The sequence below is a fragment of the Microvirga brassicacearum genome (assembly GCF_008757455.1).
Taxonomy (GTDB): domain Bacteria; phylum Pseudomonadota; class Alphaproteobacteria; order Rhizobiales; family Beijerinckiaceae; genus Microvirga; species Microvirga brassicacearum.
The window spans coordinates 156,271-180,903 of record NZ_VCMV01000021.1 but is presented as its reverse complement, the minus strand read 5'-3'; the positions used below and the strand labels follow the sequence as shown (position 1 = coordinate 180,903).

Sequence of the window (24,633 nt, the reverse complement as noted above, 5' to 3'; positions counted from 1 at the left end):
CCGGTTTTCGGTTGGCATCGGGGGCGGGCGCGTTATGAAGATTTTACGTAGGCGAGATCGTCATGACCCCCATCACTCCGCGCCGCAGCGCGCTCTACATGCCCGGCTCCAACCTGCGGGCGCTGGAAAAAGCGCGTGGCCTGCCCGCCGATGTGGTGATTCTCGATCTCGAGGATGCGGTCGCGCCCGATGCCAAGGCGGCGGCGCGCGAGCAGGTCTGCGCCGCTGTTCGGCAGGGCGGCTATGGCGCACGCGAGGTGGTGATTCGCATCAATGCGCTGGATACGCCGTGGGGCCAGGACGATCTGGCGGCTGCGGCCGAGGTGGCGCCGGATGCGATCCTCATTCCTAAAGTGTCGAGCCCTGAGGCGCTGGTGGCGGTGGGCACGCGGCTTCGGCGATTGCGAACTCCTGTCCGCACGCGCGTCTGGGCCATGATCGAGACGCCGCTGGCGATCCTCGAGATCAACGCCATCGCGGGGGCGGCGCACGACGTGGATACACGGCTGTCCTGCTTCGTGATGGGCACCAACGACCTGGCGAAAGAGACGCGCAGCCGCGTGGCGCCCGGAAGAACTGCCATGCTGCCGTGGCTGATGACGGCGCTCGCCGCCGCCCGGGCTAACGGCCTCGATATCCTCGACGGTGTTTATAACAGCCTTGAGGGTGATGCGGGCTTTCGCGCCGAATGCGAACAGGGCCGGGATTGCGGCTTCGACGGCAAGACGCTGATCCACCCGAATCAGATCGCGGCCGCGAACGAAATCTTCGCGCCCTCCGTGGGTGATGTGGAGCGCGCCCGCGCCATCGTGGCGGCCTTCGCGCTGCCGGAGAATGCAGGCCGGGGCGCCATCGCCATGGAGGGGCGCATGGTCGAACGGCTTCATGCCGAAATGGCGAAGCGCGTTCTGGATCTGGCGGAGGCGATCAGGAGGCGCGAGAGCGACAGTCAGTCATGAATGCTCGAACGCTTCGCAATGTGCGGTCCTCTCGCACCATTACTCTTTCACCCTTCACCTACTCCCCTAACGGCCGTGCTTCCTCGGGCAGCATGATGGGGATTCCGTCGCGAATCGGATAGGCGAGTTTCGCGCCGCGGCTGATCAGTTCCTGGCGGGCCGCATCGTAATCGAGCGATTCCTTCGTCAGCGGGCAGACCAGCATTTCGAGCAGCTTCGGGTCGATCCGCGTGGCTTCGACGGGTTCGGGGAGAGGGTCGGTCATCGCATGGGTCCTATTGTAAGGTATTGTCGGTGCCGCTGCCGCCGCGCGCAAGCTCGATCTCGGTCAGCGCGATCAGCACCTCGGCGCGAGTCTTGAGATTTTCGGCTTCCAGCAAGGCCTGCTTCTCGCGCACACCAAAGGGGCTCATCATACACAGCGCATTGACCAGCGCTTCGTTGGGGGCGTCTTCGATGCCCTGCCAGTCGACCCGCACATCGGCCGCCTGCACGAAGTCGCGCAGGGCCTTGACGACACCGGCGCGATCCACCTCGTCTTCACCGGCGCGAGCGATGAAATCGGCCCGATAATCGGCAAAGTCGACGCGGCACTGGCGATAGAGCGTCGTGGTCCCCAGCTCTTCCTCGACCCGAAAGCGCGCGACCCCCACCAGCGTGATCAGGTAGCGCCCATCCCCGGTTTCGGCGAACTGGGTGATCCGGCCGGCGCAGCCCACATGATAGAGGCGCGGCACCGTCGCGGCGCCGCCATTGTCCGCATCCGGCTGGATGATGCCGATCATGCGGTCGCCCTTGAGCGCGTCATCCACCAGCGAGAGGTAGCGCGGTTCGAAGATGTTGAGCGGGATTTGGCCGCGGGGCAACAGCAAGGCGCCGGGCAGGGGAAAAACCGGAATCACCGCAGGGCAATCGTCCGGCCCCCGGTAAACCGCGTTCATTCCCATTCCGGTCTCCATTCGCCCAGTGAAAGGATCGGCGTCACGAGAACAGCGTCGACGAGAGCTTTCTCCGGCCGGCAAGCGTCATGTCGTCCGTCGGGCCCCAGGCTTCGAAGAACTGCACGAGCTGCTTTCGCGCGCCGTCATCGTTCCAATTGCGGTCGCGGCGGACGATTTCAAGAAGGTGATCGATGGCCTCATTGCGCTTTCCGTGCGCGTTCAGCCCGATGGCGAGATCGAACCGGGCCTGATGGTCCAGTGGATCGGCGGTGATCCGTTGCTGCAATTCGCTCAGGTCGCCGAGCGACCCTGCCTGCTCGGCAAGCTCGATGGCGGCGCGCGCGCCGGCGACGGCCGGATCGTTCTGCTTGGCGGGCGGCACCATCGTGAGGAAGCGTTTGGCGCCCTCGAGATCGCCGAGTTCGGTGTGAAGCTTCGCCAGGGCGGCAAGAGCGCCCACGTGTTGCGGATCCTGCGTCAGCAAGGCCGCGTAGAGCTCCGCCGCGCCTGCGGCATCGCCCTGATCGGCGAGTGAATCCGCCTCAGCCATGAGTGCATCGGCCGCACTCGGTCCGAGCGGTCCCACGAGACGCTCGATGAAGCCCTTGATCTGGCTTTCCGGCAGCGCGCCCATGAAACCGTCGACGGGTTGTCCCTTCTGAAACGCGAAGACCGCCGGGATCGACTGAACACCGAGCTGGCCTGCAATCTGCGGATGCTCGTCGATGTTCATCTTGACGAGCCTGACCTTGCCGCCCGCCTCGCGGACCGCTTTTTCGAGGACGGGGGTGAGCTGTTTGCACGGCCCGCACCAAGGCGCCCAGAAATCGACCAGCACCGGCTGCTGCATCGACACCGTGATGACGTCTTGGCGGAAATCCTTCGTCGTCGTGTCCTTGATGAGGTCGGAATCAGCAGTGCCGATGGCGGGACTATCGTTGAGCATGGCGGCCTCGAAGAGCGCTTGAGGGATCAGGTTCCAGTCAGATGGGACTTGGCTCGCCTTCTGACAATTCCGGCACGGGCAGGGAAATGGGTTCGGGCAGCCGCAGAATCAGAGGCTCGTGGCCCGTCGAGCGCAGAAAATGCAGCAAATCCTCGCGAGAGATCCCGGTCGTCATGGTGTTGACGAGGGGATGGAAGTTCACCCGCTCGTGCTGCATCAGGTTGGCATCGAGGATCATCGTCACGTCGCCGGCCCGGTCGTTGACGATGGCGAAGGGCGTCACCGAGCCCGGTTCGACGCCGAGGCGCGCGCGCAGCTGATCGGCCGAGCCGAACGAGAGCCGGCCCGAGGCGCCGATCGCCTCATGCACCCGCTTGAGGTCGATCGCGGTCTCGTCCTTGGCGGTGATCAGAAAGAATCGGCCCTTCTTGTCCTTCACGAACAGGTTCTTGGAGTGGGCCCCGGGGATTCGCGCCTTGACGGGCCGCGATTCCTCGACGGTGAAAACGGCCTGATGCTCGACGGTCTCGGCCTCGATTCCGAGTGCGGCGAGATGCTTTAGAAGTGCCTGGGGTGAAAGATGGGTCACGAAAAACTCCGCCTGTCGGGCCGTTCTAGAGGTCGGACCGGTTCGGCTCAAGCCGGTCCGGCGAAAACTCCGGAGCCGCCCGCGAGACAGTCTCTTGCACAGAAAGCCTCTTGCAATGTGAATCGATTTGGGGCAAATGAGCGGCCTCGCAACGGCGCAAGCCGTGGAGCGCGGGTGTAGCTCAGGGGTAGAGCACAACCTTGCCAAGGTTGGGGTCGAGGGTTCGAATCCCTTCGCCCGCTCCAATTTTCTCTCTCCGGAGAGACAGCAAAGGCCGCCTTCGGGGCGGCTTTTTGCGTTTCGGGGCGTCACGGCATTTTGTGCCGTTCTTCCCGTTGAACAAGCGGCCTTCCAGCCCAGATGACTCAGTTATCGACGCATCGGTCGAGGATGCGGCCAGAAGGCTCGCCTTGCAACCATCTGCTCACCTGATGTCGGTCGCGACGGCCGTTCCTCCCCACATCCTGAAGCAGGATGAAGCGGCGGCGTTGGCCCATGAGATTTTTGCCTCGCGCTATGGCGATTTCGTGCGCCTGTCCCGGGTCTTCGAAACCAGCGGAATCCGCCAAAGGCACGCCGTCCGGCCCCTCGAATGGTACGCCACAAGCTTGGGCTGGCCCGAGCGCACGGCGGTGTATCTGGAGGGCGCCGAATCGCTTTTCGTCGATTCCGCCACCAGGGCGCTCGCGGGCGCCGGATGTTCGGCTCAGGCGGTCGACACAGTCGTGACGGTCTCGTCAACCGGGATTGCGACGCCGAGCCTGGATGCGCGCGTCATGGGGCGGATGGGCTTTCGTCCCGACGTCTCCCGCGTCCCGGTCTTCGGTCTCGGCTGTGCCGGAGGCGTCACCGGATTGTCGATTGCGGCGCGGCTTGCCACCGCCCGGCCCGGCACAAACGTGCTGCTCGTGGTGGTCGAGCTCTGCACGCTCGCATTCCGCATGGACGAATTGACCAAGGCCAATGTGGTGGCCTCGGCCCTGTTCGGCGACGGCGCCGCGGCTTGCATTTTGAGAGCCGGAGAAGGCGGCCTGGCGCGCATTGACGGGGCGGGCGAATATACTTGGCCGGATACGCTCGACATCATGGGCTGGAACGTCGATCCGCAAGGCTTCGGCGTGGTCTTTGCCCAAGCCATCCCGCCCTTCGCGAAAGAAAACGTCGGTCCGGCTATCACGGCGATCCTGGCCCGCTCCGGCCGCAGGCTCAGTGACATCGACCGCTTCGTCTGCCATCCCGGCGGCCGCAAGGTGATTATGGCGCTGGAGAGTGCTTTGCGCCTGGACGCCGGCTCGCTCGACCATGAACGCGACGTGCTGGACAGCCACGGCAACATGTCGGCGCCGACGGTGCTTTTCGTGCTCGAGCGGGTCATCGCGAGCGGATTGCCGGAACTTTCCGCCGTCAACGCCATGGGCCCCGGCTTTTCGACGAGTTGCGTGGTGTTGACGAGGGTGCCGTGACGCTTGGCCTTGCCTGCCTTGTCGCCGTCACCCTGCAGCGCGCTGCCGAACTCCTGCTCGCGAGCCGCAATACCACCCGCCTGCTGGCGTGCGGCGGCGTCGAGGCCGCACCGGGCCACTACCCGCTCGTCGGTCTCCTGCACGCGTGCTGGCTCGCCGGGCTCTGGGGGCTGGGCTGGAACCAGCCGGTTCACCTCGGCTGGCTCGCGCTCTACGCGCTGCTGCAAGGTTTTCGCATCTGGATTCTGGTGACGCTCGGCGATCGGTGGACCACGCGGATCATCGTGCTGCCAGCCGAAAAACCGATCCGACGGGGTCCCTACCGGTTTTTCTCCCATCCGAATTACGCGGTGGTGGCGGGCGAGATCGCGGTCCTGCCGCTGGTCTTCGGCCTGCCGTGGTTCGCGCTCGTATTCTCCGTCCTCAATGGCGCGTTGCTGACCATCCGTATCCGGGCGGAAAACCGCGCGTGGTCGGACAACCTTGTCGGGGATGACAGCAAAGAACGGGATGCGAAGGCCGGCTTGCGGCGGCTATGATGAGGGCGTTGGAGTCGCCCCTGCGAAAGGATCTGCCGCATGCCAGCAACGAAAGCAAAGATCCGCGTCGGAATCGGCGGCTGGACCTTCGAGCCGTGGCGCGGGACGTTCTATCCCGACGGCCTGACACAGAAGAAAGAGCTCGAATTTGCGAGCCGACAGGTGACGTCCATCGAGATCAACGGCACCTATTACGGCAGCCAGAAGCCCGAAAGCTTCGCCCGCTGGCGGGAGGAAACGCCCGAGGAGTTCATCTTTTCGGTCAAGGGCCCGCGCTTTGCAACCAACCGGCGCGTGCTGGCCGAGGCGGGTCAGTCCATCGAGCGGTTCTTTGCCAGCGGGGTTCTCGAGCTGAAAGAGAAGCTTGGGCCGGTCAACTGGCAGTTCCTTCCGACCAAGCAGTTCGATTTGGCCGATTTCGAGGCATTCCTGAAGCTGCTGCCGCACGAGGTGGACGGCCGTGGCATCCGCCATGTGGTCGAGGTGCGTCACGAGAGCTTTCGTGTCCCCGAATTCGTCGACCTGCTCCGCACCTATCAGGTGGCGGTGGTGTTGACCGACAAGGAGAGTTTCCCGGAAATCCCCGATGTGACCGCGCCCTTCGTCTATGCGCGCCTGCAGCGGGCGTCGGAGACGGTCGAAACCGGCTACCAGCCCAAGGACCTCGACCGGTGGGGGAAGCGAGCACAAGCTTGGGCAGGAGGCAAGCACCCGGCTGATCTGGAGCCCGTCGGGAGCGCCGAAAAGAAAGCGCCCAAATCCCGCGACGTCTTCATCTACATGATCAACGGCTTCAAACCGAAGGCCCCCGCCGCCGCAATGGCCCTGATGGAGAGGCTGGCGAACGGCGCAGCCGGATAGTCGGCATCGACGCGATTCAAAAAAGCCTTCGCGAGGCGGAACTTTTGCAATGTTATTGCATTAAGCCCCTCGTTAGCCTTTTGATTCATCGCGTGGGCGCTCCTCAACGGCGGCTTCACGCTCAGGGAGCTTCCATGTCAACGTATTCTGCAGCCGACAATACCTTCCATCTCGATGCCGCCGAAGACAATTTCACCATCCCGGACACTCTGCCGAACGGCGACCCGACGCCTGACGATGCCGGCATCATGGGCAATGCGCGCGCCAATATTCTGACCGGCGACGAGACCGACAACGTCTTCTTCGGCGGCCTGGGCCTTGATCGGCTCATCGGCGGTCATGGCAGCGATACCTACGTTCTGGACGAGGATGCTGGGGATCAGATCGTGGAGGAGGCCAATGGTGGCTATGACTACGTCGAGTCCAACTTCACCCATATCCTCGCGGCAAATGTCGAAGGGCTGCAATTGTTGGGAACGGCCAACATCAATGGCTTCGGAAACGCAGGCAGCAACGCCATAGACGGCAATTCGGGCAACAACCTCCTCGATGGCGGTGAGGGGAACGATGACCTTTATGGCGGTGCGGGAGATGATGTTCTGATCGGTGGCGCAGGCGACGATCATTTGTCCGCATCGAGTGGCAACGATATGGCCACTGGCGGTTCCGGTGACGATTATATGACCGGATCGAGCGGCGACGATACGATCGATGGAGGCGCAGGTGCCGATGAACTCCACGGCGGCGATGGAAACGACACGCTGTCGTTCGTCTCGGCGGCAACCGGGGTGACCGTCTCTCTCATGGAGGAACATGGCGGCGAGAACGCTGGCGATTCCTACTTCGATTTCGAAAATGTCACCGGATCGGCATTCGCCGATAAGCTGACGGGGAATGCCGACAACAACATGCTCCAGGGCGGTGGCGGAAATGATACGCTCGACGGCGGCGCCAACTGGGACTTCCTCGAAGGCGGTGCCGGAGACGACACCTATATGGTCGATCACTATGCCGATTCCATCATCGATACCGCCGGCATCGACACCGTCAAGACAACGCTGGCCGGATACGTGCTGGCGGACGGTCTTGAAAACCTGATTGTTTCGGGCGTCAAAAACTACTCCCTCACCGGCAACGGAGTGAACAACGCGATCGTGGGCGGTGCCGGGGCGGACATCCTTTTTGGCAAGCTCGGCAACGACATGCTGACCGGCGGCCAGGGCCAGGACCAGTTCTGGTTCAACACCAAGCTGAACAAGAGAACGAACGTCGACAAGATCGTCGATTTTAACGTGACCGACGACACGATCTATCTGGATCGGGGGATCTTCAGCGCGCTCTACAAGATTTCAAAGAACGGTGACATCAAGTCTTCGAGCGTGAAGTTCGGCACCAAAGCGACCGACGCCAATGACCGCATCATCGTCAACAAGGACAATGGCGCGCTATTCTATGATTCAGACGGCAATGGCAAAGGAGCTGCCATCTGCTTCGCCAAGGTCGAGAAGAAGACTGCGCTCACTTTCAGGGATTTCGACTTTCTCTGAGAAACCTGGCCGCCGCACGGCCTGCTGCCAGAAGGGGAGCCAGCTCCTATCGAGCAGCCCCCTTTTTTGCTCGATTGCCGCTTGATCGGCACCATGCTACCGGGGCGGCTCATTTGGAAAGCTGCCGATGGCGCGAAAAGGCCTCTTTGCCCGGGGCGATACCCTTCCGCTGATCCGCCGGCTCTGGCGCGACTGGATGCGGCCGCATGCGCGGACGCTGGCGCTCGTGCTGCTTCTCGTGCTTCTCGTTGCCGGCGCCACCGGGCTCTATCCGGTGCTGATCAAGGCGGCGTTCGACGCCTTTGCGGCCAAGGACGAGACCGCGATCCTGCTCGCACCGCTCTTCGTCATCGGCGTCACGTCTGTCAAAGGCTTTTCCCTGCTGGCCCTGACGGTGCTCACCAACAAGGTGGTGACGCGGATCGAGGCCGACATGCAGACGGCGCTCTACGGCCACCTGATCGAGGCCGATCTGGCGCAGGTCGGGCGGGAGAGCCCGGCCGCGCTGACCCAACGCTTCACCACCGATTTCCTGTTCATCAAGGAGGCGCTGACCCGTCTCTCGACCGTGTTCCTGCGCGAGGTTGCCACCATCATCGCGTTGATCGGCGCCATGCTGTGGATCGATCCCGTCCTGACGCTGGTCGCCGGCGTTACCGTGCCGTTCATCGCCCAGCCGATCGGCAAGATCGGCAAGAAACTGCGGCGCGTGGCGATCTCGACGCAGGAGCAGACCGGCCAGATGGCGAGCCTCATCACCGAGAGCCTCGCGGGGACGCGAATCGCCAAAACCTACGGTCTCGAAGGTTACCTGAAGGCCAAGGCGGCCCGGACCTTCGACGAGGTGCGCAAGCTCAAGATGAAATCAGCCAATGCGCGCGGGCGGCTTGATCCGCTGCTCGAGGCCGGCGGCGGCTTCGCGGTGGCGGCGGTGCTGGTGCTGATCGGCCAGCGCATTGCCTCCGGCGGCTCGACCGTAGGTGATTTTACCGGCTTCGTCAGTGCGCTGATCCTTGCAGCGCAGCCGATCCGCGCGCTCGGAAATCTCAATGCCATCGTGCAGGAGGCCGCATCCGCCCTGCAGCGGACATTCGCCGTCATGGACGACACGCCCCACATCAACGACAAGCCGGACGCCAGGTCGCTCATGGTGTCGGACGGCGAGATCCGGTTTTCGAACGTCGAATTCTCCTATAACGCCGATCAGACCGCGCTTCATCACGTGGATTTCACGGCCGAGGGCGGGCGCACCACCGCTCTCGTAGGGCGGTCGGGCTCCGGCAAATCGACCCTGCTGTCGCTCGTGCCGCGCCTTTACGATGTGACCGCGGGGGGCGTGCTGATCGACGGGCAGGACGTGCGCCACGTGACGCTGAAATCCCTGCGCGCCGCCATCGCGGTGGTGAGCCAGGACGTGGTTCTGTTCGACGACACCGTGCGGGCCAACATCGCCTTCGGGCGCAGCAACGCGACGGACGAGGAGATCATGCAGGCCGGCAGGGCTGCGGCAGCACACGAATTCATCATGCGGCTGCCGCAAGGCTATGACACCGTCGTGGGCCCCGCCGGCGGGCGGTTGTCAGGCGGCGAGCGGCAGCGCGTGTCGCTGGCGCGAGCGTTTTTGAAGGATGCGCCGATTCTGCTGCTCGACGAGGCCACCAGCGCGCTGGATTCGGAATCGGAGCGGCTGGTGCAGCAGGCGATCAAGAAACTGATGCGGGGGCGCACCACGCTGGTGATCGCTCATCGCCTCTCGACGGTCCGCGATGCGGACCGGATCGTCGTGATGGAGGCGGGTCGCGTGATCGAGATGGGGTCGCACGATGCGCTGATCGCCGCAGCAGGCGCTTATGCGCGCCTCCACCGGCTGCAATTGTCGCACGACGCGGAGCCGAGTCCGGCGCCGCCGGCTGCTACTCCCGCCGCATGATCCGGTCGACCAGGACGTGGGACCAGAAGCCGGGGCGGAAATCGCGCTCGAGCGCTTCGGGGTCGTAAATCGTCTCGACCCAGGTGATGAACGGAATTCCCACGGCCTCCCCCTCGCGGCGGTAGCGCTCGAAGAACGCGTCGAGAATGCCGGTCTTCGAGAAGCGGAAATGGCCGAAACGGGCCGAAAGCTGGCGCATCGCCGCGTCGACGCTGCGGCCCTCATGCACGATGAGGTAGAGCACGGCGACGAAACCGGCCCGGTCGGCGCCCGATTTGCAATGCATGATGGCCGGATAGGCGAGATCGTCGAAAAACGCCTTTGCCGACAGGATCGTCTCGCGGTCCGGCGCACCGCGCGAGCGCACCACGAATTCGGCGAGCGTAATGCCGAGCCGGTCGCAGATGTCCTTCTGCAACTGCCACGATCCGTGTTCGCGTCCGCCGCGCAGATTGACGATAGTGCGGATGCCCTGGGCCTTCAGCCGGGCGATCTGGTGCGGAGCGGGCTGCGCCGACCGCCAGAGCTTCTCCGAGACCCGATGCTTGTTGAGGTAGAGAACCCGAAAAACCCCGTGATCGGCCAGCAGCATATGCAGCCACGCCCGCAGGCGATCGGCCCCGCTTGCAAGGGGTTTGTCCCAGCGGGCAATCCGCGCCATGCGTCGCGCATAGCGCGTTTCAGGCTTGAGATAACGGTTGATCACAGGAATCCCCGGGTGCGGCTTTGAGCCGAAACGACATTACGGCCGGAATTTTTCGGGTTATCGGCCATGGGGCTCGATTAATCAATGCGGGCAGTGCAGCCCCGCTGTCGCGCCCGCGCCGGGAGGGACCGGTTGCCGCCCCGCAATCGGTCGTGTAAGGGGTGCGTTTCGATACAACCCTCCTTGCCGTACGAGCCGCTGGGGACCGGGCCTTGGCCCGACAGCATCGCACGCCAAGGCCAACGCATTTCAGGAGAGCGGCGTCATGTCGTCCACTTTCGAGACCGTCGCCGGCATCATTTCCGAAACCGCCGACATTCCGCGCGACCAAATCACGCCGGAGAGCCATGCCATCGACGATCTCGGCATCGATTCGCTGGCGTTCCTCGATATCGCCTTCGCGATCGACAAGGCTTTCGGCATCAAGTTGCCGCTGGAGCAGTGGACGCAGGAAGTGAACGAGGGCAAGGCGCCCGCAGAAGAATACTTCGTGCTCAAGAACCTCTGCGCCCACATCGACACTCTGGTGGCGGCCAAGAAGGCGTAAAAAGCGACGACGACAGAAGCTTGAATCCCGGTGGGCTGACTTTTTCAAAGCCGGCTCGGGGAGGCGAACGGCGACAGATTGAGCCGCCCGGATCTCCTCCCCAGCGCCCGATCCCTCCGGGAACGACATGAGAATGGTTCGGACCCGGGATGCGCCTCGAATATTTTGAAATGATCGACAAGGTGACGCTCCTCGACCGCGACGCGCAGCGGATCGAGGCGACGTCCACGGTGCCGATGGAAAGCCCGGTCTTCGAGGGGCATTTCCCCGGCCACCCCCTTGTTCCGGGCGTGCTGCTCACCGAAGCCATGGCGCAGGCCTCGGGCTATCTTGTGCTCGGGATGATGAATTTCACCCACATGCCGTTTCTGATGGCGGTCGACAAGGCGCGCTTTCGCACCTTCGTCGGTCCCGGTACGGTTTTGACGGTAACCGCCCAACTGGAGCACGAAGGCTCCGGCTACGCGGTCACCAAGGCGAAGATTCTCGTCGAGGGCAAGCCGATCTGCGACGCGGAACTGCGCTTCCGCATCATGCCTTTCCCCCCGGGGATGGACGAGCAATTGCGGGCCCGGGGGCGCCAGATCGGGCTCCTTGCGGCGGAGGCTGTTTGATGCACGATGTTGTCATTACGGGTTTGGGGATCGTGTCCGCGGCCGGCGAGGGCGCCGAGGCGCATCTGGCGGGCCTGACCAGCGCCTCGCCGCGCACCGATATCGAGACTTTTGCGCCATATCCCGTGCATCCGGTCATGCCTCTCGACTATGACCGGCAGATCGCTAAGAAATCCGACCAGCGCCAGATGGAGCCATGGCAGAAGCTCGGCTGCTACGCGGCGGGCCTCGCCCTCGATGCGGCCGGCGTGAAGGACGATGCGGAGCTGAAAAGCCGCATGCACCTGATCGTGGCGGCAGGCGGCGGCGAGCGCGACTATGGGGTCGATGGCCAGATCCTCACCGGGCTCCGGCAGGCGGACAATCCCGGCGTTTTCCTCAACGAACACCTGATGGGCGATCTCCGGCCGACGCTGTTTCTGGCGCAGCTCTCCAATCTGCTCGCGGGCAATATCTCGATCGTCCACGGCGTGACGGGTGCGTCGCGCACCTTCATGGGCGAGGAATCGAGCGGCATCGACGCGATCCGCATCGCGCAGGCGCGTATCGCCTCCGGGCAGAACGACATTTTCCTGGTTGGCGGCTCCTACAATGCCGAGCGTCCGGATGTGCTGCTCATCTACGAGATGGGCGGTTTTCTCTGGAAGCAGCCGTTTCGTCCGGTCTGGAACCGCCCCGCTGAGGGTGGCGGCATGATCTTGGGCAGCGGCGCTGCCTTCCTGGTGCTCGAATCCAGGGAGCATGCGGTCGCGCGGGGCGCAAAAATTCTTGCGAGGATTGCCGGCGTGACCTCGGATCGGGGGCGACGTCAGCCCGGCGGCGTCACGCAAGCCTTGAAGGCCCAAGCGGACCAGCTCGGGGCGAAACCCGACGTGATCATCTCCGGCGCGACGGGCGTCGAAGGAATCACGGAGGACGAGCAGGCGGCCCTCACGGCGATTGCGCCCAATGCGGCCATTTACGCCACCGGCGACGTGATCGGCCACACGATGGAGGCCCAGGCCCCGGCCGGCATCGCCATCGCGGCCGCGCTGATCGCCAAGGGACAATCCAACGAGGCGCTCGTGACTTCCGTCGGCCATCGGCGCGGCGAGGGCTCGGTGCGCCTGACCAGGGCTTCGTGAGGAAAAACGGCATGGCGCTTCGCGACAATAAAGGCCGCCCACTCGTCGCCGTCACCGGCATGGGCGTGGTCACCTCCATCGGGCTCGGCAAGGACGAGACCTGGGGCGCGGTGACATCGGGAAAATCCGGCATCAAGCGAATCTCGCGGTTTCCCACCGAGGGATTGCGCACGACGATTGCCGGCACCATCGACACATTGGACGTCGAACCCATGAGCGCACCGCTGCTCTCCGAACGGTTGGCGATGCTGGCGGCCGACGAGGCCGTCGGCCAATCGGGGCTGCCGGAATCGGATTTCCCCGGTGCCCTGTTCATCGCGGTGCCGCCGGTCGAAATGGAATGGCCGCAACGCGAGGCGCTGGCCGAAGCGTCCGGACAAGATGGGGACATCACCTATCGGGACCTTCTCAAGGCCGCGTCGACGGGCAAGTTCAAGGCCTGGCACGACCTCTTCATCTTCGGCACGGTGGCTGACCGGGTTGCCGACAAGTTCGGCACCCGGGGCTCGCCGATCTCGCTTTCCACCGCCTGCTCGTCCGGCGCCACGGCGATCCAGCTCGGCGTCGAGGCGATCCGCCGGGGCGAGACCGACGCGGCGCTCTGCATTGGCACCGACGGATCGGTGAACCCGGAATCGCTCGTGCGCTTCTCGCTGCTTTCGGCCCTGTCGACGCAGAACGAAAACCCCGAAACCGCCTCGAAGCCGTTCTCGAAGAACCGGGACGGATTCGTGATGGGTGAGGGCGGCGCGGCTTTGGTGCTCGAAAACGCCGATGCGGCGCGGGCGCGGGGCGCAAAAATCCTCGGCTACGTGCTCGGTTGCGGCGAAAAGGGCGACGGCTTCCACCGGACCCGCTCAAGCCCGGACGGCGCTCAGGGGATCGCGGCGATCCGGGCGGCCCTCGACGATGCCGGTCTCGCGCCGGATGCCATTGACTACATCAACGCCCACGGGACATCGACACCCGAAAACGACAAGATGGAAGCGATGAGCTGCACCGCCGTCTTCGGCGAGCGCATGCAAAAGGTGCCGATCTCGTCCAACAAGTCGATGATCGGCCACACACTGACGGCCGCCGGTGCCGTCGAGGCCGTGCTGTCGCTGCTCACGATTGCGACGGGTCGCATTCCCCCCACCATCAACCATACGCTGCCTGATCCGACGATCCCGCTCGACGTGGTGCCGAACGTGGCGCGCGACGCCAACGTCCGGTACGTTCTGTCGAATTCCTTCGGCTTCGGCGGTCAGAATACCTGTCTGGTCTTCGGCGCGGAACCGAAGTGATGACGCGCATTCTCGTCACCGGGGGCGGCAAGGGTGTGGGCGCGGCGATCGTGCGCGCGCTTGTCGCCCAAGGCCACGATGTGGACTTCACCTACCGATCGTCAGGTGCGGCAGCGGCCGCCATCGCTGCCGAATTGACGAGCGCGCATCCGGGTCGGACCGTCACGGCGCATGCGCTTGACGTGGGCGACAAACAGGCTCTCGAGACCTTCTGCGACGCCATCGAGCAGGAAGCGTTTTTTGGCTTCGTGCACAATGCCGGCCAGTCCTACGACGCCCTTGCGGCCATGATGCAGCAGGACAAGGCGGAGGCGGCCATGCAGGTGAATTTCTGGTCGCTGACGCGCATCGCCAAATCGCTCATGCGCGGCATGATCCGTGCCAGGGCGGGACGCATTGTCGCCATCGGGTCGGTCGCGGCGCTGCAGGGCAATCCCGGCAATGCCGCCTATGCGGCCTCGAAAGGCGCACTGATCTCCTATTGCCGAACGCTCGCCATCGAGACTGCCAAGCGCGGCGTGACCGTGAACGTGATCGCGCCCGGCTTCATCGATACGGAGATGATGGCGCCCTACGCGGCTTATCGCGACAGCATGGAAAAGCAGATTCCCGCCGGACGCTTCGCCCAGCCGGAAGACATCGCCGGATTGGCGGCCTTCCTGATGAGCGCGCCGGCAGCCTACATGACCGGTACGGTGCTGCCCGTCGATGGCGGACTGACGGCGATGATGGGCGTGCATCGGTAGAGATTCGAGACCGGATCGCGAATTCGTTTGGAGGGCTCTTCATGTCGCGCTTTATCTGCGTGCAATGCGGTACGCAATTTTCCGAAACTCGCGAGCCGCCGGCTGCGTGTCCGATCTGCGAGGACGAGCGGCAATATGTGCGCTGGTCGGGCCAGGAATGGACGACGCTCGAAGCGCTCAGGGCGTCGCATCAAAATGCCTTCACCGAGGAAGACGGCCTGACGGGGATCGGCATCGAACCCTCATTCGCCATCGGCCAGCGGGCGATCGTGGTGCCGACGAGCGACGGCGCGATCCTGTGGGATTGCGTGTCGCTCGTGACGCCGGAGGCGGTGGCGCGGATCAATCGGATCGGTGGGCTTCGCGCCATCGCGATCTCCCATCCGCATTACTACACGTCGATGGTCACATGGAGCGAAGCGTTCGGCGGCATCCCCATTCATCTTCACGCGGATGACCGCCAATGGGTGATGCATCCGAACGATGCGATCCGGTTTTGGTCCGGCGAAACCCTTGAAATCGGCCCCGGCCTGACGCTCATCCGCAGCGGCGGCCATTTCGAAGGCAGCACGCTTCTGCACGATGCCAATGGCGCAGGCGGCGAGGGCATTCTCTATGTGGGCGACAACCTGCAGGTCTGTCAGGACCGCCGGTATGTCAGTTTCATGCGCAGCTATCCGAACTACATCCCGCTGAACGCTGCGGCCGTCGAGCACATCGCCGCCGTGGTGGCGCCGCTTTCGGTCGAGCGGATCTACGGCGCGTTCGCGCATCGAAACGTGCGCAGTGATGGGAAGGCCGCCGTCAAGCGTTCCATTCAACGCTATCTCGCGGCGATCCGGTCGTAAGAGCCGTCGACAATGGCGACGGACGCAATCTCCGCGTCCGCCGTTGCTATTGGATCGTCAGACTAGCGCTCGATCATCTTGTTCCAGCGGCTGTTCCATTCCGGCCGCTTCTCGTTGATGGCATCCCAGTCCAGCGTCACGGCTGTCTTCATGTAGCCGTGAAACTTGGCGAGCTTGGCCTCGGCCTCAGGTGTGGCGGCCTTGGCCTTGGTGTTGGACGGGACGATATTGCCGTGTTGCAACGCCTTGCTTTGCGCCTCCGGGGACAGCAGATAGGCGGCGAGCTTCTGGGACAGGTCCGGTTCGCTGTTATTGGCGATGACGCACTCGGCGACCATGAGCACGACGGAGCCTTCCTTCGGCTGCGCGTATTCGACCGGAATGCTCTTTTCCTGCAATGCCGCAACAGCAGTCGGCGTCAGCGGGAAGATGGCGGCCTCGCCGGTCTGCACCATCTCGGAGATCTTGGCGGAGCTCGGAATGAATTCGAGCACGTTCGGCCCGATGGTGGCGCGGAACTTGGAAAATCCCGGCTCGACGTCCTTCTCGGTCCCGCCCTGGATGCGGTTGAACATCAGGAAAGCATGCAATCCGAAGGATGACGCTGACGCGGATTGGAAGACGACCTTTTCCTTGTATTTCGGATCGGCCAGATCCATCCAGGAGGTTGGCGGCGCCCAGCCCTTCTCGTCGAACATCTTCTTGTTGTAGGCGAGCCCGGTCATTCCGAGATCGATGCCGACGGCCATGTCGCCCTTCATGCGCGTGCCGGGCGCCAGATCGGCCAGAGCCGGAGTGTCCTTCAGCTTCTGGCAGAGGCCGGCGCCGATGGCGCGCACCATCACGCCATCGTCCAGAAACATGACGTGCATCTGCGGATTGTCTTTTGCCGCGGTGGCTTTGGCGAGGATGTCGGACGAGGTGCCCGGCACGATGACGACCTTAACGTCATTGGCCTTTTCGAAATCGGGCAGGACATGCTGCGTAAAGGTCTTCTCGAAATTGCCGCCGTTCATGCCGACGTAGAGCGTCTTGGTCTGCGCGTGCGCAGCGCCGGCGGTCGCAAGCGCCGCGGTTGCAACGGCGCTCATCCAGAAATGTCGGTTCTTCATCATTGCGATGTCTCCCTCTGTTGTGGCTCGGTCATCAAGTCCGCACCTGAGCCTTCGTTGGTGCGGACAAATCGATCGATGGCGAATGCGTCGATCGGAGTCGTGCTGCGGCCGTCGCGGATGAGGTCGGCCACCACCTCGCCAACGCCGGGGGCGATCTGGAAACCGGCGCCGGAGAAGCCGAAGGCGTGGATCAATCCCGGCGTCGTGGCCGAAAAGCCAATGACAGGGTTGCGGTCGGGCATGTCGCCCTCGGTGCCGGTCCAGAAGCGGATGGCATGAGCGTGACGCAATGCCGGAAACAGCTTTGCGGCGCGATTCATGACGGAGATAGCCGGTGCGCCGACAGGCCGCGAAAAATCCGCGTCCGGAAGCGGCGCGCCGCGAACCCCGCCGACGATGCAGTTCCCGCGCTCCACCTGGCGCGCGTAGATGCCGCCACCTTCGGCGCCGATATTGACCGTCATGGCGGGCGCCACAGGCTCCGTGACGATCAGGCACGGATAGATGCGGCCGAGGGGCACCGGCTCGCCGAAAGCGGCGGCGAACGGCGCCGCCCAGGCGCCTGCGCTGTTCACCACATGGCGTGCCTTGATGTCGATCCCGGCACCGGTCGAAAGATGAAAACCATCGGGCATTCTCTCGACGTGATGGACGGGCGTATGTTCCATGACGTGAGCGCCAGCGCGCTCCGCAGCGCGCGCGAACGCGGCGGAGACAAGGCGGGGATTGGCGTGGCCGTCGCCCGGACAGAGCGACGCGCCCGCCACATGGCCGGCAATCCAGGGATAGCGCTCACGCAGCCCGTTATGCCCCATGAGTTCCAGATCGAGTCCGAGATCGGCCACGCGTGCGGCGTAAGTTTCAAGCGCCGCCATCTCGGCTTCCGTTCGCGCCAGCTTGAGGTGGCCGGAACGCAGGAATTCGCCATCAATGCCGATCAGTTCCTTGAGGCGCGGCCAGATGGCATGGGCGCGCTGCGAAAGGGGGATCTGCGCCAGTGGGCGGCCTTGCCGCCGCACGCCGCCGTAATTCACGCCGCTCGCCTGAGCGCCGCAATAACCCTTATCGAGGACGACAACGGATAATCCGCTACGCCGCAGCGCGAGCGCCGCCGACGTGCCGACGAGGCCGCCGCCGATGATCGCCACATCGGTCGCGAGCGTGCTCATGCGGCGTCCTCCTCGCCTGTGAGATCGAGGGGCAGCGGCTTGATGGGTGCCTGGGAGCGCAGGCGTCCCACGGCCTCCAGGGAGCGTCCGCAGGAAGAAGCCAGCACCTCCGCCGCCGCCGTGCCGCACATGCGGCCTTGGCACCGCCCCATGCCGATGCGTGTCAGCGCCTTGAGGCGGTTGATCTCGACGACGCTTTGCTGTCGCGCCGCGAGACGTGCATCCGCCACCGCGATCTCCTCGCAACGGCACAACACCACATCATCGGGGAGCCCCGCCGCCCACGCGGTCGGGAAGGGAAAGGCGCGCTCGAGAATCGAACGGAAGCGATCGATCGCGCCGAGTTTTTTCTCGAGCAGGCGGATGCGCATCGTGTCGACCGGAAGGTTCGCATCTTGAAGAATAGCCCAACCGGTCCGCTCGCCCGCAAGTTCGGCAGCGTCGGCCCCGGCCACACCGGCGCCATCGCCTGCCGCATACACGCCCGGAACGCTCGTGCGCCCGGCTGCGTCCCGCTCCGGCCGCCATGCGCGATCGCGTTCATCGAAGATGAAGTGACAGCCGGCGAGATCGGCGAGCTGCGTTTCCGATCGCAATCCAAGCCCGAATCCCACGGCATCGCAGGCGAGCCGGGATTCCTTGCCGGCCTCGCGCCACGCGATGCCAGTGACGCGGGCGCCGCCTTCGACACGAATGGGTGCAACGCCGTAGTGAACGGGAATACCGCGGGCCACGAGTTCAGCCGCGTAGCGGATCCCCCGCAAGACCACGCCTGGCTGAGACGGCAATCCAAGCAGCAGATTGAGTTTGGCGGCGAACGGCGCGGTGTCGAGGACCGCCGCGACCTGCGCGCCGGCTTTCAGGTATTGCCATGCAACGAGATAAAGCAGCGGCCCCGTGCCCATGAACACGACGCTGTCGCCGATCGCGCAGCCTTGCGACTTCAGCGCAACCTGTGCGCCCCCAAGGGTAAAGACGCCCGGAATCGTCCAGCCGTCGAATGGCAGCACGCGGTCGGTCGCGCCGGTTGCGAGCACGAGATGCGTGAAGTCTGCACGCCTGCTGCGGCCGTCGACCGCGATGTCGGCCACGGTGGGGCCGATGTTCCACACGAGCGCCTGCGGCCGATAATCGATGCAATCCGCAAGGGCCGCGAACGTCTGGTGCAACGCCGTCGCCTTGCTGGCTTCCGAGCCGTATAGATCACGCGGCGTGCGTTCGTCGGGAACGAAGCGCTGCCGATAGATCTGGCCTCCGCCGAGGGGGGCTTCGTCCACGACGAGCGGCCGTATCCCGGCATTCGCCAAAACTTCGGCCGCGCGAATCCCGGCGGGACCGGCACCGACGATCAGCGGGCGCAACTTTTTGCTCATGACTGGCCCTCCGGCCGGGTGCGAAGGTCCATACCCGGCACGAGAAGCGTCGTGCAGGCGCGCAATCGACGGCCGTCGGCCGTAACAACCCAGCAATCCTGACAGGCGCCCATCTGGCAGAAGCCGGCTCTGGGCCCGCCGGAGAACTCACTATGCCGGAGTTGTTCGGTGAGCGTGAGAGCGGCCGTCAGAATGGTATCGCCGGCGCGGCCCTCGCGGGGCACGCCGTCGAGCGTGAAAGGGATGATGGCGAGGTCGCGCCGGGCGAGACGTTTGAGGAGGGCCATGCTCAGCGTTGTCCGACGAGGATCTTGTCCAGCCCGAAGGCGCGGTCGAGCACCAGCATGGCCGCCGCCGTGAGGGCGATCATCAGGGCAGAGACGGCGGCCATCATCGGATCGATGGATTCGGTCGCGTACATGTACATGCGCACCGGCAATGTCACTGTCGCGGGCGCGGTCACGAAAATCGACATCGTCAGCTCATCGAAACTGTTGATGAAGGCTAGCAGCCAACCGCCGGTAATGCCGGGCAGGATCATTGGTGCGGTGATGCGCCGGAACGTGGTCCAGCTGCTGGCGCCGAGCGTCAACGCCGCCTGTTCGGCGCTGCGGTCAAGCCCTGACAATGCCGCCAGCACGAGGCGGAGCACGTATGGCGTGACGATGACGATATGCGTCGCGACGAGCCACGAGAAGCTGCCGGTGGCGCCGACGAGAGCAAAGAGCCGCAGAAACGCGACGCCCAGCACCAGATGCGGAATGATGAGCGGCGAGAGAAACAGCGCGTTGAGTGCATCGCGCCCTGCGAAAGTGAAGCGGCTGATGGCGAGCCCGGCCGGTACGGCAAACGCCACCGCCAATGTGGCCGACAGCGTCGCCAGCCAGATGCTGTTCCAGAACGACGCGACGAAATCGGGATGTGCGAAGACCGCCTTGAACCAACGCAACGACACTCCGCCCGTCGGAAGCGACAACGTGTTCTCGGGCGTGAATGCCACGAGGCAGATGATGACGAGCGGCGCGAGGACGAACGCGACGACGAGGCCATGGAAGAGGAGGGCGAGCGGTCCGTTTTTCTGCATCGCGACTACCCGAGCATCCGGCGCGCCCTGGTCTCGACCATGCGGTTGTAGGCCAGCATGATCAGAAGGTTCGCGACGAGAACGATGATGGCGATGGCGGCGCCGAGCGGCCAGTTCAGCTCGTGCAGGTATTCGTCATAGACGAGGGTCGCCGCCATCTTCAGCCGACGTCCACCGAGGAGGCCCGGGATGGCGAACGCACTGGCGGACAATCCGAAAACGATGAGGCATCCTGAAAGCATCCCGAGCGACACCTGTGGCAGGACGACTCGGCGGAGCGCGGTAAAACGCGACGCACCAAGGCTCCAGGCGGCTGCTTCCACCATGGGGTCGAGCTTCTGCAGCGCCGTCCAGATCGGGATGACCATGAAGGGCAGCATGACGTGGACGAGAGCGATGACGATCGCCGTCTCCGTGTAGAGGAGCCTGACCGGAGAAAGGCCGACGAGTTGCAGTGCCTGGTTCACCAGCCCTTGCGAGCCGAGGAGCATGCTCCAGCCGAAGGCGCGCACGACGACAGAGACCAGCAGCGGACCGATGATGACGAGCAGGAAGATCGAGCGCCAGGGATTGCGCATCCGCGCAAGGATATAGGCTTCGGGCGCGCCGATCACGGCGCAGATCAGCGTCGTCATTGCGGCGACGCGCAGCGTTCGCCAGAAGATGCCGAGATAATATTCGTCGGTGACGACGGCGATGTAATGCGACAGCGTATAGGCGTCCTTGATGCCTGTCGCATGGTCGTAGACGCGAAACGAGAGGATGACCGTCAGCGCCAATGGCAGCAGGATCATGCCGGCAAAAAACAACGCGCCGGGCCCCGCCAGAAGCCACGGAGAGGAAGATCGGGACGAGGGGCGTGAAATCATGCCGTCCCGCCTCCCGGATGCGCCATCGCAGATGCGATGACCCGCAAACTGGCCGGCGACCAGTCGAGGCCCACTGTTGCTCCCTCGGCCGGCGGTTCTTCGCCCTGGTTCGGGATCGAGACCGTTATCGTGCCGATCGGCGTTTCAAGCGTGAAAAGCCATTGGCTGCCAAGAAAGAAGCGGCTGGCGATGCGACCGTCGAGCTGGCCTTCGCCGGCTTTGCGCAGAAGGATTTTTTCAGGCCGGATCGAGAGGGTCACGGGCGTGCCGGCAGGAAAGTCGGCGGAGGGTGCCTCAAGACGGATACCGCCGATATCGACCGCACCGGCCATGCCATCGCGCCGCCATACGCCGGCGATGAGATTGGTCTTGCCGACGAAGGACGCGATGAACGCATTCGATGGCTGCTCGTAGAGCCGGTAGGGGGCGTCGACCTGGGTCATCCGTCCCTGTTCCATCACGACGACGCGGTCACTGATCGAGAGCGCCTCTGCCTGGTCGTGCGTCACCATGATGGTGGTTGTGCCGACCTTGCGTTGGATACGGCGGAGCTCGAATTGCATTTCCTCACGCAGCTTTGCGTCGAGATTCGACAGCGGCTCGTCGAGCAGCAGAACCGGCGGCGCGATCACCAACGCCCGAGCAATGGCCACGCGCTGGCGCTGGCCGCCCGACATTTCTCGTGGATATCGATCCGCGAAGACGGAGAGTTGGACCAGCGCCAGCATCTCCCGAACGCGCTCGATCCGCTCGGAGCGCGGCACCCTGCGCATTTCGAGCCCGAACGTCACATTCTCGGCAACCGTCATGTGCGGAAAAAGCGCGTAGCTCTGAAACACGACGCCCAAGCCGCGTCGGTTGGGCTTTTCGTTCGTGATGTCGCGGCCATCGAGCACGATGCGGCCCGCTGACGGCTCAACCAATCCGGCGATCATCTGCAACGTCGTGGTCTTGCCGCAACCCGATGGGCCGAGAAGCGAGACGAATTCACCCTTCTCGATGGTCAGGGCCGCATCGTCGACAGCCGCCATGGCGCCGTAATGTTTCGAAACGCGCTCGAGTGCCAGAAACGCCACGCGATCCTCCGATGCAATCAGGGCTGAACCGAGGGTTCGAGAAGCCCTTGGCGCAAACCTGATGACGAACCGAACGACCTGTAGAGTCAACGACTGACTTCCAGTATGAGGAATTTTTTTGATTTTTCTTCCGGTCAGTGGAATAACAAACGCGAAGAAGGGAGACGAATTCAGATGAATGACGCAGACAGCTCCGGAATTCGGCGGGTGCTGGCCGTTTTGAAGATCCTTGGAAGAGGCGATGGCGGCGGGATGCGTCTGACGGACGTGGCGGCTGCCATTGGCCTCAACCAGCCGAGCACGCATCGCGCCCTGAAGGCGCTGATCGCCGAAGGCTTTGTGGAACAGGTCGCCGGCAGCCGGAAATATCGGCTGGCTCTGGAGTTCTTTGTCCTCGCCGCCCGTGCCGGCCAATCGGACGGACTCAGGAATATGGCGCGACCCGCCCTGCTGCGATTGTCGGCGACGCTGGGCGACACCGTCTTCCTGCTCGTCAGGAACGGGTTCGACGCTGTCTGCCTCGACCGGGTCGAAGGCCCCTTTCCCATCCGATCGTTTACGGGAGATATCGGCGGCAAAGTGCCGCTCGGAATTGGCCAGGGCAGCCTCGCCATACTGGCCAATCTTCCCGATGACGAGCGCGAAGCGGTGATTCGGTTCAACATTCCCCGCCTGCTGGATCGCGGCTTCCTCGATGAGGTTGGGCTGCGCATGCAGGTCGATCACGTCCGGCAACTCGGGTGGGCAAGCCTCAATACCGGGCTCATTCCCGGAATGGCAGGGGTCGGCGTTCCCATCATCGACGCCGAGGGGCGGGCCGTTGCCGCACTGAGCATCGGAACCTTGGCCGAGCGCCTGCGGGAAGATCGTCTGCCGATCGTCGTGAAACTCCTGCAGAAAGAAGCGCAGGACATTGCTCGGCTTCTCAATCCGTTCGATGCCACTTTGCGCTACCCCGCGCGGAGCCTGAGCGGGGGCGCAGCCTGACGCGAGACAGCGTAGGGGACAAACTCGACGATCTTCGAACATCGTTTCAGATGTCGGCGCGTTCCTCCACGGGGTCGCAATCACGGGCGACCGCATTTCGCAGATGCGAAAATCGCCTATTATGCGATGCTGAGATTTTGGAGGGCGACATGGGCATGGTCCGGCTTTCTGGCATCGCGACTTGTTTTGCAGTCTTCGTCGGTCTTTGCGACGCTGTCGCGCTTGCACAAGCACCGCTTCCCCCGGCGGTGACGGTTGCCAAGCCGGTCGTGAAGGAAATCACCGAATGGGACGACTTCATCGGTCGTTTTGAAGCGATCAATCAGGTGGATATCAGGGCCCGCGTATCGGGCTATCTGGACAAGGTTCATTTCCAGGATGGCTCCATGGTCGCGGCCGGCGCCCCGCTCTTTACGATCGACCAGAGGCCCTATCAGGCAGCGCTCGAGCAAGCGGAAGCGACCGTTGCTTCCGGGCAGGTGGGCGTGGATTTCTCGTCCAGCGATCTGGAACGGGCCGAATCGTTGCGCCGTACGGGCAACATTTCCGAGCAGCTGCTCGACCAGCGACGTTCGACCTATCGCACGGCGCGCGCGGAGCTCGATCGCGCCCGGGCGGCGCTGCGGCAGGCGCGGCTCGACCTTGAGTTCACGAGCATCAAGGCGCCCATCGCCGGCCGCATCTCGCGCAAGCTGGTCTCCGAGGGCAATCTTATCAACGCCAATCAGACGGTGCTGACGAACATCGTCTCGCTCGATCCCATCCATTTCTACTTCGATGTCGATGAGCGATCCTATCTCGCCTATTCGCGCCAGGCAGCAGGCGGAACGCAGACGTCGACGGAGACCGCGCCGAACAAGGTCCAGTTGACGATGACGGATGAGGGCGAAGCCCGTCGCGAGGGCCGCCTCGATTTCCTCGACAACCGGCTCGACGCGGCAAGCGGCACCATCCGCGCACGGGCGATCTTCGACAACAAGGATCTGTTCCTCAAACCCGGCCTCTTCGGTCGGGTCAGCCTCAGCGGCTCGAATCCTTACCAGGGTGTGCTCATTCCTGACGAGGCGGTCGGAAATGATCAGGATCGGCGAGTGGTCTACGTAGTGGGCGCAGACAACTCCGTGTCGATCCGTCCGGTGCGTCCGGGCCCCAAGATCGATGGCTACCGCGTCATCCGGACAGGTCTCAAGGGCGACGAAACCATCGTCGTCAATGGCATCGTCCGCGTACGTCCCGGCATCAAGGTTGCTCCCCAGATGACGACTTTGCCGCCCATTCGAGAACGCAACGGCTCCTGAAACCCGTCCCGTCACC

General features: G+C 64.0%; 26 protein-coding genes and 1 tRNA gene. 15 read left to right on the top strand and 12 right to left on the bottom strand.

Annotation, left to right across the window (positions count from 1 at the left end; translation table 11 throughout):
* The first annotated feature begins 62 nt into the window (after positions 1–62).
* Complete coding sequence (locus FEZ63_RS14215) at positions 63–959, top strand: HpcH/HpaI aldolase/citrate lyase family protein (RefSeq protein ID WP_150945535.1); 897 nt, start codon at positions 63–65, stop codon at positions 957–959.
* Between the two features lie 58 nt (positions 960–1,017).
* Here the strand turns inward: FEZ63_RS14215 and FEZ63_RS14210 are convergent, their stop codons facing one another.
* From FEZ63_RS14210 to FEZ63_RS14195, 4 genes are read right to left on the bottom strand one after another with little or no spacing between them, the layout of a single operon-like run.
* Positions 1,018–1,224, bottom strand: coding sequence for a Trm112 family protein (locus FEZ63_RS14210; protein ID WP_150945532.1), 207 nt, complete (start codon positions 1,222–1,224; stop codon positions 1,018–1,020).
* 10 nt (positions 1,225–1,234) lie between these two features.
* Positions 1,235–1,906, bottom strand: a complete 672-nt coding sequence (locus tag FEZ63_RS14205; protein WP_150945530.1) for an LON peptidase substrate-binding domain-containing protein — start codon at positions 1,904–1,906, stop codon at positions 1,235–1,237.
* 34 nt (positions 1,907–1,940) lie between these two features.
* On the bottom strand, positions 1,941–2,846 hold the full coding sequence (trxA, locus tag FEZ63_RS14200; protein WP_150945528.1) for a thioredoxin: 906 nt from the start codon (positions 2,844–2,846) through the stop codon (positions 1,941–1,943).
* A gap of 37 nt (positions 2,847–2,883) precedes the next feature.
* A complete protein-coding gene (locus tag FEZ63_RS14195; protein ID WP_150945525.1) occupies positions 2,884–3,435 on the bottom strand; it encodes a prolyl-tRNA synthetase associated domain-containing protein in 552 nt (183 codons plus the stop codon).
* 170 nt (positions 3,436–3,605) lie between these two features.
* Between FEZ63_RS14195 and FEZ63_RS14190 the strand changes: the two genes are divergently transcribed.
* From FEZ63_RS14190 to FEZ63_RS14165, 6 genes are all read left to right on the top strand, one after another.
* A tRNA-Gly gene (locus FEZ63_RS14190) sits at positions 3,606–3,680 on the top strand.
* A 126-nt stretch (positions 3,681–3,806) separates the two neighbouring features.
* On the top strand, positions 3,807–4,898 hold the full coding sequence (locus tag FEZ63_RS14185; RefSeq protein ID WP_275552350.1) for a type III polyketide synthase: 1,092 nt from the start codon (positions 3,807–3,809) through the stop codon (positions 4,896–4,898).
* A complete protein-coding gene (locus FEZ63_RS14180) occupies positions 4,895–5,437 on the top strand; it encodes an isoprenylcysteine carboxyl methyltransferase family protein (RefSeq protein ID WP_150945523.1) in 543 nt (180 codons plus the stop codon). Before FEZ63_RS14185 ends, FEZ63_RS14180 begins: the two co-directional genes overlap by 4 nt.
* A gap of 39 nt (positions 5,438–5,476) precedes the next feature.
* Entirely contained in the window at positions 5,477–6,298 is an 822-nt protein-coding gene (locus FEZ63_RS14175; protein ID WP_150945522.1) for a DUF72 domain-containing protein, read from the top strand.
* A 134-nt stretch (positions 6,299–6,432) separates the two neighbouring features.
* A complete protein-coding gene (locus FEZ63_RS14170) occupies positions 6,433–7,845 on the top strand; it encodes a calcium-binding protein (protein ID WP_150945521.1) in 1,413 nt (470 codons plus the stop codon).
* A gap of 127 nt (positions 7,846–7,972) precedes the next feature.
* On the top strand, positions 7,973–9,775 hold the full coding sequence (locus FEZ63_RS14165; protein WP_150945520.1) for an ABC transporter ATP-binding protein: 1,803 nt from the start codon (positions 7,973–7,975) through the stop codon (positions 9,773–9,775).
* On the opposite strand, the gene FEZ63_RS14160 is transcribed toward FEZ63_RS14165, so the two are convergent.
* Entirely contained in the window at positions 9,759–10,481 is a 723-nt protein-coding gene (locus FEZ63_RS14160) for a fused DSP-PTPase phosphatase/NAD kinase-like protein (RefSeq protein WP_150945519.1), read from the bottom strand. The genes FEZ63_RS14165 and FEZ63_RS14160 overlap by 17 nt on opposite strands.
* A 265-nt stretch (positions 10,482–10,746) precedes the next feature.
* Here FEZ63_RS14160 and FEZ63_RS14155 point away from each other — a divergent pair, with 265 nt between their 5' ends.
* From FEZ63_RS14155 to FEZ63_RS14130, 6 genes are all read left to right on the top strand, one after another.
* Positions 10,747–11,028: an acyl carrier protein gene (locus tag FEZ63_RS14155; protein WP_150945518.1), complete on the top strand. Its 282-nt coding sequence runs from the start codon at positions 10,747–10,749 to the stop codon at positions 11,026–11,028.
* Positions 11,029–11,177: 149 nt separating this feature from the next.
* Positions 11,178–11,642 carry a 3-hydroxyacyl-ACP dehydratase FabZ family protein gene (locus tag FEZ63_RS14150; protein ID WP_150945517.1) on the top strand — a complete coding sequence of 155 codons (465 nt, stop codon included), beginning with the start codon at positions 11,178–11,180 and terminating at the stop codon, positions 11,640–11,642.
* Positions 11,642–12,766 carry a beta-ketoacyl-ACP synthase gene (locus FEZ63_RS14145; protein WP_150945516.1) on the top strand — a complete coding sequence of 375 codons (1,125 nt, stop codon included), beginning with the start codon at positions 11,642–11,644 and terminating at the stop codon, positions 12,764–12,766. Before FEZ63_RS14150 ends, FEZ63_RS14145 begins: the two co-directional genes overlap by 1 nt.
* Before the next feature lie 11 nt (positions 12,767–12,777).
* Positions 12,778–14,052 (top strand): beta-ketoacyl-ACP synthase, encoded by a 1,275-nt coding sequence (locus FEZ63_RS14140; protein ID WP_150945515.1) that lies wholly within the window; start codon positions 12,778–12,780, stop codon positions 14,050–14,052.
* Positions 14,052–14,798, top strand: a complete 747-nt coding sequence (locus FEZ63_RS14135; RefSeq protein WP_150945513.1) for an SDR family oxidoreductase — start codon at positions 14,052–14,054, stop codon at positions 14,796–14,798. The genes FEZ63_RS14140 and FEZ63_RS14135 overlap by 1 nt, the downstream gene beginning before the upstream one ends.
* A gap of 41 nt (positions 14,799–14,839) precedes the next feature.
* Positions 14,840–15,646 (top strand): MBL fold metallo-hydrolase, encoded by an 807-nt coding sequence (locus FEZ63_RS14130; RefSeq protein ID WP_150945511.1) that lies wholly within the window; start codon positions 14,840–14,842, stop codon positions 15,644–15,646.
* A 62-nt stretch (positions 15,647–15,708) separates the two neighbouring features.
* Here the strand turns inward: FEZ63_RS14130 and FEZ63_RS14125 are convergent, their stop codons facing one another.
* Genes FEZ63_RS14125 through FEZ63_RS14095 form a run of 7 tightly spaced genes read right to left on the bottom strand, consistent with a single transcriptional unit; the run spans position 15,709 to position 22,332 of the window.
* Entirely contained in the window at positions 15,709–16,758 is a 1,050-nt protein-coding gene (locus FEZ63_RS14125) for an ABC transporter substrate-binding protein (RefSeq protein ID WP_150945621.1), read from the bottom strand.
* Positions 16,758–17,930 carry an NAD(P)/FAD-dependent oxidoreductase gene (locus FEZ63_RS14120; protein WP_150945510.1) on the bottom strand — a complete coding sequence of 391 codons (1,173 nt, stop codon included), beginning with the start codon at positions 17,928–17,930 and terminating at the stop codon, positions 16,758–16,760. Before FEZ63_RS14120 ends, FEZ63_RS14125 begins: the two co-directional genes overlap by 1 nt.
* Positions 17,927–19,303 carry an FAD/NAD(P)-dependent oxidoreductase gene (locus tag FEZ63_RS14115; RefSeq protein WP_150945508.1) on the bottom strand — a complete coding sequence of 459 codons (1,377 nt, stop codon included), beginning with the start codon at positions 19,301–19,303 and terminating at the stop codon, positions 17,927–17,929. Before FEZ63_RS14115 ends, FEZ63_RS14120 begins: the two co-directional genes overlap by 4 nt.
* Complete coding sequence (locus FEZ63_RS14110) at positions 19,300–19,590, bottom strand: (2Fe-2S)-binding protein (protein ID WP_150945506.1); 291 nt, start codon at positions 19,588–19,590, stop codon at positions 19,300–19,302. The genes FEZ63_RS14115 and FEZ63_RS14110 overlap by 4 nt, the downstream gene beginning before the upstream one ends.
* Positions 19,591–19,592: 2 nt before the next feature.
* Entirely contained in the window at positions 19,593–20,387 is a 795-nt protein-coding gene (locus tag FEZ63_RS14105) for an ABC transporter permease (protein WP_150945504.1), read from the bottom strand.
* Positions 20,388–20,392: 5 nt separating this feature from the next.
* On the bottom strand, positions 20,393–21,256 hold the full coding sequence (locus FEZ63_RS14100; protein ID WP_150945502.1) for an ABC transporter permease: 864 nt from the start codon (positions 21,254–21,256) through the stop codon (positions 20,393–20,395).
* A complete protein-coding gene (locus FEZ63_RS14095; protein ID WP_150945500.1) occupies positions 21,253–22,332 on the bottom strand; it encodes an ABC transporter ATP-binding protein in 1,080 nt (359 codons plus the stop codon). The genes FEZ63_RS14100 and FEZ63_RS14095 overlap by 4 nt, the downstream gene beginning before the upstream one ends.
* 174 nt (positions 22,333–22,506) lie before the next feature.
* On the opposite strand from FEZ63_RS14095, the gene FEZ63_RS14090 reads away from it, so the two are divergent.
* Together FEZ63_RS14090 and FEZ63_RS14085 are read left to right on the top strand one after the other, a co-directional pair.
* Positions 22,507–23,319, top strand: coding sequence for an IclR family transcriptional regulator (locus FEZ63_RS14090; RefSeq protein ID WP_150945499.1), 813 nt, complete (start codon positions 22,507–22,509; stop codon positions 23,317–23,319).
* Positions 23,320–23,474: 155 nt separating this feature from the next.
* Positions 23,475–24,617, top strand: coding sequence for an efflux RND transporter periplasmic adaptor subunit (locus FEZ63_RS14085; RefSeq protein ID WP_150945498.1), 1,143 nt, complete (start codon positions 23,475–23,477; stop codon positions 24,615–24,617).
* The last annotated feature ends 16 nt before the right edge of the window (positions 24,618–24,633 follow it).